This window comes from Pseudomonas protegens (assembly GCF_013407925.2).
Lineage (GTDB): Bacteria > Pseudomonadota > Gammaproteobacteria > Pseudomonadales > Pseudomonadaceae > Aquipseudomonas > Aquipseudomonas fluorescens_AP.
Map to the genome: position 1 here is coordinate 2,322,442 of NZ_CP060201.1, position 16,606 is coordinate 2,339,047.

A 16,606-nucleotide genomic window follows, 5' to 3' on the forward strand; every position below is an offset into this window, starting at 1 on the left:
AGAATCCCGGCTAACTAGCCTCGACCTGTCACCGAACATTCGATGGCCGGGTTTAGCAGCTCGATGTTGACTAGGCGCTTGGAGTTACGCCATGAAAAAGCTCGTTCCCGATCAGTCCAAAACACCCGCCCACAAACGCAGAAGCCCTGAACTAGACCAAGCCAATAAAGAGTTACTTCAAAAACTGGCTCTTCGGCCTACCGGTAAACCTCTGGCCAAATCCATCAAACACACTTCAGGCATCCCGGTTGGTAGCAATTCATTGTTTGCCATCCGAGAAGGCATCACCGCCGAAGAAGCCCTGCTCCACGTCTCCCTGCTGCTGAAAAGCGCCGAAGAAGTCTCCGATGAAATCACCGAGCGCGGCAGCGGCATCGAGCGCGGCCTGATCTGGTCCCTGGTGCATTCGGTGGAGATGGCCCGGGCGGTGGTGGATGCCTTGCTCGATGGCAGTCGCCACAGGCCTTCGCTTAAGTAGCACGCCCCACGAACGCACCACGCGGCGGCTCGGTCCGCCGCGTCCTTCCCTCAATGTTCCGCTCGCCACCACCCCATCCGCAGCAGCGCGTTTACCCCCGCCAGGCGCCGCAAACAAAGGCGTCATTGCGACAAAACCAAGTAATGGCCAATTGTCAGCATTGCTCAGTTCTGAGCATTTCTCCGTCCCTATACTCGCGCCAAACCTTTACCTCTAGCTGGCCCCGTGGGTCTCCAGCACGCCTTTTCGTGCTCGGACGCCAGGACGCCCATGCCCCCAAGGACTGCGCGGATGAATCACGTTTATCGCACCATCTGGAACCACGCCAAAGGTGTCTGGCAAGTCGTCGGTGAACACACCACCAGCCAGGGCAAGACCAAATCCAGCAAGACTGCCAGCAGTGCCGGGCTGCTGGCGCTGGGGGCGATCCTGAGCAGCCCCGGGGTCTATGCCCAGGGCATTGTCACGGACGGCAGAACGGCCACCAGCCTGGTGCAGAATGGCCAGGTGACGGACATCCGCACCAACACCATCCAGGGCGGCAACGGTTTCAACTCGTTCTCTCGCTTCAATGTGGGCAGTGGCGAAACAGCCAACCTCTATGTGCCCGATTCAGCCAACGCGCTGATCAACATCGTTCGCGACCAGCGCACTGAAATCAACGGCATCCTCAACGGCTACAAGAACGGTCAAATCGGTGGCGATATCTACTTCGCCAACCCCCACGGCATGGTGGTTGGCGAGAAGGGCGTGATCAACGTTGGCTCCCTCAACGTCAGCACGCCGAACAGCGCCGCACTGGAGCGTCTGCTGGGGGCCGATGGACGTATCGACGAGCAGGCCGTGGCTCAGCTCAAGGCGGGAAACCTGCCGCTGTCCGAGAGCGGCCTGGTGTCCGTGCGTGGGCAGGTCAACGCCAGCGGCGCCATCAAGCTGCAGGGGCATGACGTCGAGATCGCTGCCGGCGCCAGCCTCAACAGCGCGCAACCGGCCGTGCCACGCATAGAGCAACTGGTGAACATCGGTGACCTGGACAGTGGCGCCGCCATGGTCGAAGTCGAGGGTGAAATCCGCATCGTCGCGGCTCAAGACGTCAAGGTGGACGGCCGGGTGATTGCCGACGGCAGCGGTGGTCACAAGGCCGGCGAAGTGGAGATCCGCGCCGGTCGCGATATCGTCATCGGTCAGGGCGCGCGCGTCTCGGCGTCCGGCCAGGGCGAGCACTCCGATGGCGGCAAGGTGCTGGTCAAGGCCAAGGAACAGACCACCCTGGCCAAGGGCGCCACGGTCGCCGCCAACGCCGGGCGCAGCGGCGATGGCGGCTCGGTGGAGCTTTCGGCGGACAAGACCGTGACCTGGGCCGGTAGCCTGGAAGCCAGCGCCGGCCAGAGCGGCAAGGCCGGCCAGGTGCTGATCGATCCGGAACAAATCAACGTCACCCAGGACCAGCGGCTGGGCGGGGCCAACTACACCCTGCAAGCCTCCAAGCAGATCAACCTGGCCAACGGCGTGATGGTCTCGACCCGCAACATCGCCAACTACCAGAACGCCAGCCAGGACGAGCACCGTGATGCCGTCTCCATCGGCGACTCCGGCAATATCAGCCTGGAAGCCCCCAGCATCGTCCTGGGCGACAACGCCAAGCTCTATGCCCACACCAACACCAGCGCCTATCAGGCGGGCGACATCAGCCTCAAGGCCCGCGCCACCGAAGGCGCGCTGATCACCCCGGGGATCCAGGTCGGAGTCGGCAGCAACAAGACTGAAATCACCCTGGGCAAGGGCGTCGAGGTGCGGGGCCGCAAGGTCAGCATCAGCGCCGAATCCTCCACCGCGCTGACCGACAGCCTCTCCGAGAAAGGCCTGTACAACGCCTACGACGCCGACGGCAACCCGATCGCCCAGGTGCTCACCGACCAGCAGATGGCGACCCAGCGCGAGGCGCTGCTCAAGTCCGGCGCGATCACCCCGGATCAGGCCGCCGCCGGGCAGAAAGGCTTCTTCGAAGGATTGATCAACACCCTGGTGAGCAATGGCCTGCTGGCGGGTGTGCAGGTGCTCGACGCCCAGTCCAAGGTCAACATCGGCGATCAGGTGCAGATCGTCGGCAGCGGTGACGTGAACATTGCCGCTCACGCCGCCACCAACGCCACGGCCCAAGTCATGGGGTTGCACGTCGGCGCCGTGGTGGCGGTCACCAGCACCGACGCCACGCTGAATGTCGGCCAGGGTGCCCGCATCGAATCCCAGACCGGCAACGTCACCCTCAAGAGCCAGTCCGACACCACCGTTGATACCAGCGTCAAGGCCATGAAGGTGTCCTCCAAGCTGCCGGTGACCCTCACCGCCAACGTGTCCTACGCCGATGGCACGGCCGATACCCAGGTCGGCGCCGGCAGCCTGATCAAGGCCGCGGGCAACGCCAGCGTGCAGGCCGAGCAGAACAAGTCCTATAAGGTGGCCGCCATTGCCGGCGACAGCGAAGGCGCGGTCGGCATCGCGGTGCTGGTGGCGCTCTCCGACCTGGACGCGCGCAACACCTTCAACGGCACCCTTGAGGCCGGCAACAACGCCACGCTCTCGGCCACCCTCAATACCCAGCAGAACCAGCACAACGCCAGCGTGCTGCTGGGCGACACCCTCGGCACCCGGGTCGCCAAGATGCAGAGCGACGCGGTGAACAAACTGGTGGAGGGCATGAAGTCCTTCATTGGCAAGACCACCGAAAAAGCCGGCGAGCAGAACAAGGACGAGAACACCGAAGGTTTCCTCAAGAAGCTCGGCGTGGCTGGCGCCGTGGCCTACATCGATCACGACAACAACGCCAGCCTCGACGTGGGCAGCCAGGCCAAGGTCAAGGCCGGGGCCAACGCCAACCTCAGCGCGCAGGTGACCGACGCCCTGAACTCCAGCGTCGCCACCACCATTTCCGACAAGAAAGCAGCGTCCAAACCCTTCAGTTTCGATACTGAAAGCACCGGCAAGGAAAACGCCGCCTCGGTGGCCATCCTGATCAGCACCCAGAACAACAGCGCCGTGCTCAACGTGCGCCCGGGGGCCGAGCTGGATGCGATCAAGGCCCTGACCTTGAGCTCCAAGGCCAGCCTGCCCTGGCTCGACCAGAGCCAACTGTCCAACCTGATCAAGGGCTTCAGCAGCGACAACGTCGACGACTTCACCCGCGCCCTGGGCACGGGCAACCAACTGTTCAGCACCTGGGTCAACGCCACCGCCGCCGTCTCCGGCGAAAAGGCCCAGGACAGCGGCAACGCCCTGAGCGGCATGGTCGACATCAACGATGTCGGCCTGTCCGCCAAGGTCAACGTCGCCGATGGCGTGCGCATCAACCAGGACGCCGCCTACCAGGGCCAGCAGCAAAGCGTCGACATCCACGCCCGTACCGAATCACAGATGGTCAACGTCGCCGCCGACCCGGCCGTGTTCAACAGCTCCGGCGCCAAGAACGGCCTGGGCGCGGGCGTGATCGTCGGCAACTACACCCACACCGCCGAAGCCAGCGTCGGCGCCGTGGACCTGCACGCCAACGACCTCAAGGTCCAGGCGATCAACGACATCGACCTGATCAACTACGCGGTCGCCGGCACCAGCAACGGCTCCAACGCCCTCAGCGGCTCGGTGTCGGTCACCGGCATGCACAACACCACCCGCGCCGGCATCGACGACGGCGCGCGCCTCGACCTGACCCGCGGCAACGGCGGCAACGGCAACATCGACATCAGTGCCCGCGACGAAACCGACGCCCTGACCATCACCGGTGGCGTGGTCAGTTCCACCACCCGCGCGGCGGGCGTCGCCACCGGCGTGCACGACATCGACCGCACCACCGAGGCCTGGCTGGGTAGCCGCGACACCCATCTGGCCACCGGCAGCACCCGCGCCGACGGCGACCTCAACGTCAAGGCCAGCGCCGACGGGCGCATTGGCAACTACGCGCTCTCCGTGGCCCTGACCGCTCCGCCCGCCCCGGCGAAACCCGGCCAGCCCCAGGCCCGCGACGGCAGCGGCGCGTTCGGCATCAACATCTCCGGCTCGGCGGCGGTCAACAACGTCGACAACCTCGTCAGCGCCCGCATCACCGACGACCTGAACCTGACCGCCGGCGCGGTCAATGTGCAGGCCAGCGACGACACCGCCATGCACGCCATCGCCGGCGGCGCCGCCGTATCGCGCAACACCGGCAACGGTGTCGGCCTGAGCGGGGCCTACACCCAGAACAACGTCAATTCACACATCACGTCCGAGCTGGCAGCCAGCGGCAACGTCACCAGCCGGCACATCGACGTCGGCGCCGAGAACGACAGCAGCGCGCTGTCCATCTCCGCCGGCGTTGCCGCCAGCGCCTCGGCCACCAGCTACCAGGTGGCCGGTTCGGTCAGCGTCAACCACATCGACGCCAACACCCAGGCACGCCTGGCCGACGGCAATATCAGCGCCAGCGACGGCGTCAGCGTTCACGCCAGCGACGATTCCACCCTGCACGCCGTGGCCGGCGCCGTGACCTACGGCGGCAAGGCCGGGGTCGGCGCGGGCCTGTCGATCAACCACGTCGAGGGCAGCACCGAGGCCACCCTGGAGAACCTGCGCGGCCTGCACAGCAACGGCGGCCTGGAAGTCAGCGCCAGCAACACCTCCGACCTGGTGTCGGTCGCGGCGGCCATGGGCTACTCCAACAAGTACGCCTTCGACGGCGCCGTTTCCATCAACGAGCTGGACCACGACACCCGCGCTGCCATCAGCGGCAGCCAGGACCTGGTGCTCGGCGGCGGCCTCAACCTCGACGCCCACAACGCCAGCACCATCTGGAACGCCAGCGGCTCGGCGGCCATCGGCCGTGGCGGCGCCATCGGTGCCAGCTTCGGCTACAACACCATCAGCGACCGGGTCACCGCCGAGTTGCTCAACAGTGACGTGCACGCCGCCAGCGCCCAGCTCAAGGCTCGCCAGGACAGCAACATCAATGCCCTGGTGGCCGGGGGTGCAGTGGCGGCCCAGTCCAACGCCGTGGCCGGTTCGGTGGCCATCAACACCATCGACAACCAGACCCGCGCGCGCAGCCAGGACAGCACCCTGGTCAGCCAGGGCGCGCTGTCGATCGACGCCCAGGACGCGTCACGCATCCGCAGCCTCACCGGCGCCCTGGCCTACGGTGGCCAAGGGGCAGGCATCGGCCTGGCCGGCTCGTACAACAAGATCCTCGGCGGGGTCTATGCCGGCGCCAACGGCGGGGTCTTGCAGGCTGGCGAACTGCTGCGGGTCAACGCCCTGCGCAACCAGCAACTGCAGACCCTGGCCGCCGGGGCCGGCGTCAGCGGCAGCAGCAGCGGCGTGGCCGGTTCGGTCGCGGTCAACATGGCCGGCGGCAGCACCCTGGCCGAGCTGGGCACAGGGGTGAAAGCCAGCAGCGACGGCAACCTGCTGCTCAGCGCCCGCTCCGACAGCGACATCGAGACCGTGGCCGGCGCCCTGGGCGTGGGCATGGGCGGTGTCGGCCTGGCCGGCGCCGTGGCGGTCAACCAGCTCGACGGCAGCACCAGCGCCCGGGTCAGCGGCAGTGGCACCCAACTCAGTGCCAAGGGCCAGGGCAGCGCCGTGCAGGTGGACAACGGCCAGCTCGACAGCAACACCAGCCGCGACCTGCGCGAACGTACCCAACAGAGCGCGCTGAACGGCATCGGCGTGATCGCCAGCAGCACCGACGAGATCAACACCGTGGCCGCCAGCGTCGGCGGCGGTTCCAACGTCGGCGTCTCCGGCGCGGTCACCGTCAACCACGCCGGAGGGACCACCCTGGCCGCCATCGACGACGCCAGCGTCACCAGCCAGGCCGCCACCCAGGTCGGCGCCTACCACCACACCCGCGTCACCAGCGGCAATGGCGCGGGCGCCGGCGGCGGTTCCGCCGGCGTGGGCGCCTCGGTCACCACCAACACCCTGGACCATGACACCCAGGCCCGCGTCAGCGCCGCCACCCTCAACGCCCAGGGCGACATCGGCGTCAACGCCCGCGCCACCCATGACCTGGATGCCGTGGTGGTCGGCGCGGCCCTGGGCGGCAGCGCCGGGGTCAACGGCTCGGTAGCGGTCACCACCCTGGACGGTGCCGTGCGCAGCCGCGTCGACGGTTCCAGCCTGCACAGCCAGGGCGCCGGCATCAAGATCGCCGCCGACAGCGACAACGACCTGAACATCATCGCCGGCGGCGTGGCCGGCGGCGGCGTGGCCGGCGTGGGAGCCACCGTGGTGGTCACCGACCTCGACCAGCGCACCGAAGCCGGCACCTCCGGCAATACCCTTCTGGATGCCATCGGCCTGACCCAGGTCGACGCCCAGGCCGCCCAGGACATCGACGTCGTCGCCTTCACCGGCGCCGGTGGCGGCACCGCGGGCGTGGCTGGCACGGTCAACGTGCTGACGTCCACCGGGCAGACCCTGGCCGGCATCGGCGCCGGTTCCCGGGTCAACACCCGCCAGGACGGCGCCCAGCAGGACGTGCGCGTTCACGCCCGGGACAGCCTCGACACCACCAGCACCCTCGGCACCCTGGCCGCGGGCGGGGTCGCCGGGGTGGGCGCGGGGGCCGACGTGCAAGTGGTGCGCAGCGGCGCCGTGGCCAGCGTCGGCGACGGCGCAGTGGTCAACGCCGACCGCGACCTCAGCGTCAGCGCCGAGAACAAGCGCGACATCGATTCCACCTCCATCGCCGCCGCCGGTGGTGGTTATGTCGGCGCCGGCGCCGGTGTCTCGGTGGTCAGCGTCGCCTCCGGCGCCTCCGCCAACGCCACCGGCAGCCTGGACAGCAGCCTGAACAACGCCCAACAGGTCGGACGCAATTCCGGCCTCAACGGGCAGATGGGCAACCAGTTCTCCGGCGCCGCGCAACTGCAAGCCGACATCAACGGCCGGCAGCAGAGCATCAACCCGAACGACACCTTCCTTGCCAGCCCGGACACCACCCAGTACTCCACCGCCGCGCGGGTGGGCCACGCCACCCTCGACGCTGGCCGCAACCTCAGCGTCAGCGCCCACAACACCACCGACGTCGCCAGCGAGGCGGCCGGCGTGGCCGCCGGCGCCGTCGGTGCCGGTGCGGGTGTGGCGGTGATCAACGTTGGCGACCGCAGCCTGGCCGAACTCGGCGGCGTGGCCAAGGTCGGCGGCACCCTCAGCATCCAGGCCGAAGACGCCCAGGGCGGCACCACCGAAGCCAAGGCCCAGGCCGGCGGCGGTGGCGCGGTCGGCCTGGGCGCCGCCGTGGCCGTCAGCGAGAAAACCAGCAGCACCACCGCCCAGGTGCTCGACGGCGCGCAGATCACCAGCGGTGGCGCGCTGCAGGTCGGCGCGCACCTGGATCACGCCCTCAAATCGCAAACCGTCGGCGTCGCCGTCGGCGGCGCGGCCATCGGCGCCAGCGTCGCCACCACCCACAGCGCCGGCCAGGCCCAGGCGCTGCTGGGCAAGAACGTCAAGGTGCAGGCCGGCAGCGTGGCGGTCGACGCCAGCGCGCGCTCCACCAACAACGCCGAGGCGGTGGGCGCCAGTGGCGGCATCCTCGCCGGCACGGCGGTGGTCGCCACCGCCAGCGATACCACCAAGGCCCGCGCCTGGGTGGGCGACGGCAGCCTGCTGCTGGCCCGTGACAATGTCGGCATCCGTGCCAGCACCGACCCGATGACCCGTGCCCTGGCCTTCGGCGCCAGCATCGGCAGCGGCGCCATCGGCGCCAGTGTCGCCACCGCCCAAGTCAACAATGGCGTCGAGGCCGGCACCGGCGCGGTGAACATCGGCGCCGGTTCCCTGGACGTGAACGCCACCGCCCAGCGCAGCCGCGACCAGAGCGCCGAAGCCAAGGCCACCGGCGCCACCGGTGGCGCCCTGGTCGGGATCAACGCCACCGTGGCCACCTCCGACCTGAACACCGATGTCCTGGCCCAGGTCGGCGACGGCAGTCAACTGACAGTCACCGGTGACGCAGCGGTGAAAGCCGCCGACACCACCCGGGTCAAGACCGACTCCACCGGCATCGCCGTGGGCGGTGCCCTGGCCATGGGTGCCAACATCGGCAAGGCCGACATCGACGCCACCCAGCGCGTGCGCTTCGGCGCCAGCGGCCAGGTTGGCGGCACCCTCGACCTGTCCGCCAGCGGTAGCAACGGCGTCACCGGCGATGCCGTGGCCGGCAGCGGCGGCTTGATTGCCGGCAGTGCCTCCACCCTCGACCTGAACGCCGCCAGCCACACCGCGGTGGACGTGCTCGGCAGCACCCGTCTGCAAAGCGCCAAGGCCAACGTCAAGGCCGAGCATCAACTCGACTACCAGGCCGACAGCGATTCGCTGCAAGCGGCGGCGGTGGGCGCCTCCGGCACCTTCATCGACCTTTCCCTGGGCGCCGACACCCAGGTGCAGTTCGACGACGGCGCGCGCCTGGCCGCCCGCGACGGCCTCGATGTGGAGGCCCACAACATCACCCAGGGCGGCGCCAACGCCTATTCCGGCTCCGGTGGCGTGCTCACCGGCAGCGCGGTACTGGTCGACAACAGCATCCGCGACACCAGCCGCATCCTGCTGGGCAACAACGTCGGCCTGGCCACCAACGGCAGCCCGCTGGACGTGGAGAAGGGCCACCTGCGCATGACCGCGCACAACACCATGCGCGTGGCCGAGGTCGGCAAGCTCAAGGCCGGCGGCGCCATCGCCGCGCCCTATGCCGGCACCGACATGAAGGTCACGGTGAACAACCAGGTGCTGGTGGGCGACGACACCAACCTGCGCAGCAGCGGCCTGCTCCAGGTCGGTGCCTACAGCGACACCCGCGCCAGCACCGACGCCCGCGTGGACGTGTTCGGCCTGGTGGGCGCCGGCGGCGGCAACTCGAAGATCGACCTGAGCGCCGCGCAGATGATCCGCTTTGGCGCCAATGCCGACCTGCTGGGCTACGGCAACCTCGGCCTGCGCGCCGGCCAGAGCGCCGACGGCAACCAGTCCAATGACATTCGCGCCAAGGCCAGCACCCTGGTGGTGAACAACACCCTGATTCCGATCACCGCCAAGCTCGGGGTGGACGCCACTGCCAGCACCACCAACGATCTGATCTTCGGCCGCAACGACCGCCTGCGCTCGGTGCGCAACGTCGACCTCACCGCGACCAACGGCAAGGTCAGCGCCGATGGCAGCGGCACCGGCAAGAACCCCTACCTGTCACTGTTCTCCAGCGAGCAGACGGTGCGTTCCAACAAGGTCAACCAGCTGGCCAGCCTGAACCTGGCCGACACCGAGGTCATCGCCGGTGTCGGCAACCGTCAGGAACTCTACTGGGACGGTCAGGCCGCCCGTGTGGTGTCGTCCCTGGGCGACTTGACCTACAGCGTGTCCAAGGCTGGCAGCGCCAACGCGTTCCGCCCGCTGGCGCAGATCGACGCGACCCTGGCCCAGCTCAACCAGCAACTGGCCGGTCTGCCCCAGGGCTCCAGCGAGCGTGCGCGGCTGAGCGAGCAGATCGCCCTGTACACCCAGATGCGCGCCAGCACCGCCAAATCCCTGGGGGCCGGCGCCGATGGCAGCACCACGGTCGACAGCCTGATCGTCAACGACCTGATCGCCGGGGCCGGAGACATCCGCGTCGGCGCCGACCGCATCCAGCAGTCCGGTGCCGAGCTGACCGCCTACGGCGCGCCTACCGTGGTGATCCACAACAGCTCGGACGACTACCTGGTGACCAACGGCATCCTGGTGTCCGCGGCAGGCACTGGCACCATCACCTCCACCGGCGCGGCCAAGCTCAACGCCAGCGGCGCCCGGTTGACCGAAGTGGGCCGTTCCCAGTCCGACTTCTATGACGCCAACCAGCGCCCGAGCGTGCCGTCGATCGTCATTCAGAACACCTACGACACCCAACTGGCGGGCAACACCAGCCCGGCGCCGGGCATCCTGGTGCTGGGCGATATCCAGAACCTCAAGGGCAACACCGCGCTGAGCAACACCTCGGGCAACGTCTCGCAGTTCGCCACCATCGAGAGCTACCAGCTGAGCATGAACGTGCCCAACGGCGACCTGTTCGTGAACCTGCCGGGGCGCAACTGGAACCTGGCCTCGGTGCAGGCCGAGTGGGCCAACATCATCAAGGGCCTGTCGCCGGAAGTGCTCGGGCTGCTCAACGGCCGCTCGATTCCCGATGCCATTGCCGAATACACCGCCAATGCGGTCTACAACACCAACCCGGACGGCTCGCGCAAGTACAGCGACCAGAAGGCCTTCACCGACTTCCTGATCCGCAAGTACGGCCGTGGCGACGGCAAGGATCAGCAGGTCATCGTCGGCGGCGTGGTGCGCGGCTACTGGGAAAACGATGACACCGACACCTCCGACCGGGTGAGCCTCAAGGACGGCAAGTACGTCTACACCGGCAACCAGAACGCGGACGACCTGTCGTGCGTGCTCTGGAGCTGCACGACCGGCGTATGGGACTGGACCTATGTCGGCCTCAACACCCTGGCGACGCGCAACAACGCGGCGCTGAGCCAGGCCGACACCAGCGGCTCGTCACAGAGTGCGATGCGCGTGGGCGGTGCCCTGGCGATCAACGCCAAGAACATCAACATCAACGCCGGGATCGAAGTCGGCAGCCGTACCGACTGGTCGCTGAACCTCAACAGCGCGGTGGCCAACGAAATCGGCAGCATCGCCGCGGGCAACGGCCTGGTGCGCCTGAACAGCGTCGCGGCCATCGACGGCAGCGATGAAGTGCCGACGGTCTACTGGGATTCGGACAACCGCCGCATCCAGGTGCAGCGCATCGACGCCGCCGGCGGCGGCTCGGTGTCCCTGACCGGCAACATCATCAACACCAACGTGCTGGGCAACATCCGCGTCAACTCCGGCTACGGCGATGTGCAGATCAACAACAGCACCGGCTACGACCTGCGACTCACGGACATCGACCTGGGCAACGGCGGGCAGAGCGTGGTGCGCATCACCGACACCCTGAAATCCTGGGGCGACGGCCGCGCACAGACCTGGTGGTACGTGAATCAGGCGGGGCAGAACAGCGTTGCGGTCTACAACGACGCCAACGGCGCCAGTGGCCTGAGCGGCGCCCTGCTCGACAGCACCATCGGCCGTGAATTCAGCTACAAGCCCCAGACCGGCGCGCGCTACGAGTGGACCCACGAGTACCACGTAACCCGCGACTACAGCGGTGACACCTCAGCGTCCGGCGACACCACCGACATGGACGAGAAGCTGGGCCAGTGGGTGACCGCCATCTCCAACTCCGACGGCACCTCATACCGCGTGAGCGACGGCAAGGTGGTGGTGCGCGACGCCACCGGCGACGACAAGGCCTTCATGCAGTGGGCCAATGGCCAGATCGGCTACACCAAGGTCACCGTCACCAGCGACGGCAACAACGACTGGGGCGGCTTCGTCAACGGCACCGAGTTCAACCTGGCCACCGACATCAAGCTGGATCTGACCAACAGCGTGAAGGCCGACTACGCCATCCCGATCCGCTTCGTCGGCAACAGCGAGTCGCGCCTGCAGGTGGACTCCACCTCCAACGTCATGCTCGGCGGCGATATCCGCAACAACGTCGGCACCAGCACCTTCGACGTCAAGGGCGGCTCGCTGCTGCAGGCCGGCGGCTCGCTGCAAGGCAAGGATCTGGTGCTCAACGCCAGCCAGGGCATCGGCAGCGCCACCCAGGGCCTGAACATCATCGACTCGCGCGTGGCCGGCGCCTCGGTCAGCGCCAGCAGCCAGGGCGATGTGTTCCTCAACAGCAGCGGCGACTTCTACGCCAAGTCGATCCAGACCACCGGCGACGTCACCGTCAACGCCGTGGGCGGCATCTATCAGCACGCCGACACCCCTGGCGTGGCCATCGCCGGCGATGTGCTCAACCTGCATTCGGGCTCGGGCAGTTCCATCGGCGGGGTCAACCGTCCGCTGGTGACCCAGAGCAACGAGATCAACGCCTCGGCGCCCGGCAGCGTGACCCTGACCCAGGCCAGCGGCCACATGAAGGTCGGCTTTATCGAGTCGCTGTTCGGCAATGTCGAGCTCAATACCCCGAGCGGTCAGATCATCGGCGCCGCGCCCAAGGGCGAGACTCAGGACGCCAAGCTGCAAGAGAAGATCAAGGAATGGGAGGCCCTGGGCCTCACCGACACCAACAACGCCAAGAGCACCATCAACGGCTACCAGAATCTGGTGGTGCGCTACTACGGCGACTACTGGTCGATCCGCGATCTGGCCAACAAGCCCGACAGCGCCTTCAGCCTGAGCCAGAAGGGCCTGGGCCTGTATCGCGAGCAAGTGGCCGCCAGCCTCGGCCGCGCCCCGACCGATGCCGAGATCAACAGCGCGATCAAGGCTCGCTACCAGGAGGCCAAGAGCTTCCTGGCCGGCACCCCCGGCTTCGACCAGGGCCTGCTGCAAACCCGCGACAGCGGCTTCCAGTACACCCTGGACAGCCAGTCCGCGCTCTATGCGCAGATGAGCCACGGCGCGGTGTGGGACAAGAGCATGCTGGGCACGGTGATCAACGCCGGCGCCGTGGCCGGGGAACGTCCGTCCACCGGCGCGCTGCCCAATGTCGCCGCCACCCAGGGCTCGATCCGTCTGAACAACGATCCGACCCAGCCCCTGCCGGACCCGGAGACCCTGGTATTCACCCTCAAGCGCACCGACGGCTACCTGCCCATCGTCACCCAGTTGTCCTCGTCGCAGGGCAACAGCTACAGCTCCAGTCAGCTGATGGCCCTGCTGGCCGAAGCCAAGCCGGGCACCCTGCAGGCCGAACAGCTGGACGGCGACACCGTGCGCGTCACCCTGCGGCCGCGCTACGACCTGGTGGTGGAAGCCAAGGACCCGGTGGTGATCGACGCCAAGGGCGACTACCACGTCGGCACCTCCCAGGACGTGATTCTCAAGGACATCACCGTCGGCGGCACCCTGTATGTCTACGCCGGCCGTGACGTGATCAACCAGACCGCCACTGGCGTGGCCGGTGCGGTCACCGGCGGCCTGTACATCGACGCCGGGCGCAACATCGGCTCGCCGGACAACCCGATCCAGGTCACCAACCGCGGTAACGACCCGGTCACCGTGTACCGTCTGGTGGCCCCGGGCACCGCCAACGTGGTGGTGCTCAACGGCAACGTGGTGGTGGGCAAGATCGACGTGAAGGGCGAAACCAACCTGGTGGCCAACCACGGCAACTTCTCCTCCCTGGGCGACCACGCCACCTTCGACGGTGGCCTGGTCAACCTGCGCGCGGTGGACGCCAACGGCAAGACCGCCGGCTACATCGGCACTGCCGCCAACCCGTTCCAGGTGGTGCAGCAGCAAGGCGCGCTGGGGCTGTTCGGCCTGGGCGCCAACATCCTCGCCACCCAGAACGACCTGGTGATGAGCAACAGCGTGCTCGACGGCCGCGTGGGCCTGCGCGCCGGCGCCGGGGCGATCCGCATGGACGACAAAGACTCGGTGATCCGCACCACCGACGAGGCCGACGGCCAGGTCGACCTGGTGGCGGCCACCGGCGTGGGCGAGGCGGCGACCGCCGTGCGCCTGGACACCGGCCGCTTCAACGCCCAGACCCCAGTGGGCGACGTCAACCTGCACCTGCTGCGCGAGGCCCATGCCGACCACGTGCACGCCCTGACCGGCTCGGCCCGGATAATCGGCGACGGCGATGGGGTGCTGGGCACCACCGATCTGGACCTGGCCGACGTGCGCGTCGCCCGCGATCTGGAACTGCGGGCCGAGAGCATTCGCGGTCAGATCACCCAGACCGTCCAGGCCACGCCGTTGCGCCTGTGGGCCAGCAACCTGCAAGGCGGGGTCGCCGACCGCATCGACCTGGGCATCAGCAACGCCCCTTATGTCCGCGCCGAGCAGTTGGCGGCCCGCGTGGCCGACATCCGCTCCAATGCCGAGCGCTTCAACATCCTCAACGGCTACATCGGCGAGGAAATGAAACTGAGCACCGGCTACGTGACCGCGCTGATGGACAACACCACCCCGGCGCTGCGCTACGCCAGCGACTTCCAGTACTACATCCCCTGGAAGGGTTTCAGCCTCGACCTGGAAACCCGCGGCGCCACCGGCTCCCGCGCGCCAATGTGGTTCGACTCGGCCCGTGGCGTGTTCACCCGCAACCTGGTCACCAGCGGCTACGCCGCCTTCGACATCGCTCGTGCGCACTTCAGCGCCGACTGGCGCAGTAGCCATGACGGGCGAGTCATGCCGGCGTTGTCGGCGGCGCATCCGGTGTACCCGGTGCTGCAACCGGCCCAAGAACTTTCCATCGCCCCACGGGCGGTCAACCTCAGCAATCAGAGCAACGATGACTCGATCTAACCTTCAGCAGCGCGGTGGCCTGAGCGCCACCGCCTTCAGGCTGCCATTTCTGCTCGGCACCGCCGGCCTGATGTTCTCGCTCGTGGCCAACGCTGAATCGCTGCCGTCCGGTGCCTTGCCGGGCGCCATCAGCTCCGAACTCCTGCGCCAGCCACAACGGGCCCTGGAGCGTCAGGACACTGTGCCGCAAGACAACACACCGGCACTGACCGTGCCGTTGGTGGGCGACCAGAAGCTGCCGGAAAACGCCAGCCTCAACTTCGAGCTGGTCGCGGTGGTGTTCAGTGAAACGGCAATTCTCGACAGCGCCCAATTGCAGGCACTGGTCCAGCCGTACCTGGGGCACAAGGTCGGCTTCAGCGAGCTGCAGCAGCTGATTTCGGCGGTGAACCGGCTCTATGACCAGAAAGGCTACGCCACCGCGCGGGCCATTCTGCCAGCGCAACGCATTGAAGGCGGTCGCGTGCGCATTCAACTGGTGGAGGGCCGGGTCGGCGAGCTGGTCCTGGAAGGCAACGGCTACATGAAACAGGACTTCATCCGCCAGCGCCTGAACATCGACTCCGGCGAACTGGTCGATCCCAAGCGCCTGGAAGCCGAGCTGTCGCGTTTCAACCGCCTGAGCTCGGGCAACCTCTCGGCCTCGTTGCAGCACGGCAAGGGGTATGGCCTGACCGACGTCTACGTGAACGTCAACGAGCCGCCGCAGAACAGCCTGGAACTGTTCGCCAACAACCACGGCTACGAATCCACCGGGGAAGAAACCGGCGGCATGATGTACCGCCATTACGGCGCCCTGGGCGGGGACGACGTGTTCTCGGCCTTCCTCACCGGCGCTCGGGGCTCGGGCATGGGCATGCTGTCCTACGACGCGCCCTTCAACAGCCTGGGCGGGCGCATTGGCGGGCGTATCGGCAAGAGCCGGGCAAAGGTCATCTACGGTCCGTTCGCCAGCCTGGACTCGCAGAGCGACTCGAAGAACGGCTCGCTCTTCATCAATCACCCGCTGTGGAGCAACCAGAGCTGGCTGCTCACCGGCCAGTTGACCTACGGCGAGCAGAATACCCGCAACTACATTTCCGGAGTCTTTCTCAACGAAAACCGGGTCAAGAGCACCCAGGCCGACCTCACCGCGCTGTATCTGGCGCCCGGCCGCTCGCTCCGGGTGAGCCTGGGTTATCAGGATGCGCGCAGCGAAGTGGAGGGCACGCCGATCCATGACCACTTCGGCCTCTGGGTCGGCTACTGGCAGCTCTACCAGGCGCTCAGCCCGGACTGGTTCCTCAATGCCAGCGGCGCCTGGCAGTACTCGAAACGCGAAGGCGTGCCCTCCAGCCAGCTGTTCCAGATCGGAGGGGCGTCCACCGTGCGCGGCTACCGTCAGGGCGAGTTGGCCGGCGATGGCGGCCTGTACTCCAACCTGCAGGCCAACTATCGCATCACCCAGGCGCTCACCGGTTTTGGTTTCTACGACTACGGGCGAATCGACTCGTCATTCCGCCAGCCCGAAAAAATCGACAGCGTCGGCACCGGCGTCAACTGGCAAGCCACCTCGCGGCTCAGTGGCGAGCTGACGGTGGGCGTGCCGCTGACCAAGGTCCGCAACGATCAGGACTCGTCCTACATCAACCTGCAACTGGTGTACAAGATCCTCTGAGATGAGCGCGGACACTGGGCCACGCACCCAGAAGGCAACGCCTGTTCGATTGCCCTCTCCGGAGGGCGGTCGTGCTAACGGCATGGCCTTTT

General features: G+C 67.3%; 3 protein-coding genes. All 3 read left to right on the forward strand.

The features are described from left to right. Positions 1–91: 91 nt before the first annotated feature. Positions 92–478, forward strand: a complete 387-nt coding sequence (locus GGI48_RS10890; protein ID WP_179598250.1) for a hypothetical protein — start codon at positions 92–94, stop codon at positions 476–478. Between the two features lie 291 nt (positions 479–769). Beyond that, positions 770–14,857: a leukotoxin LktA family filamentous adhesin gene (locus GGI48_RS10895; RefSeq protein WP_179598252.1), complete on the forward strand. Its 14,088-nt coding sequence runs from the start codon at positions 770–772 to the stop codon at positions 14,855–14,857. Further along, positions 14,844–16,514, forward strand: a complete 1,671-nt coding sequence (locus GGI48_RS10900; RefSeq protein WP_179598254.1) for a ShlB/FhaC/HecB family hemolysin secretion/activation protein — start codon at positions 14,844–14,846, stop codon at positions 16,512–16,514. The genes GGI48_RS10895 and GGI48_RS10900 overlap by 14 nt, the downstream gene beginning before the upstream one ends. The last annotated feature ends 92 nt before the right edge of the window (positions 16,515–16,606 follow it).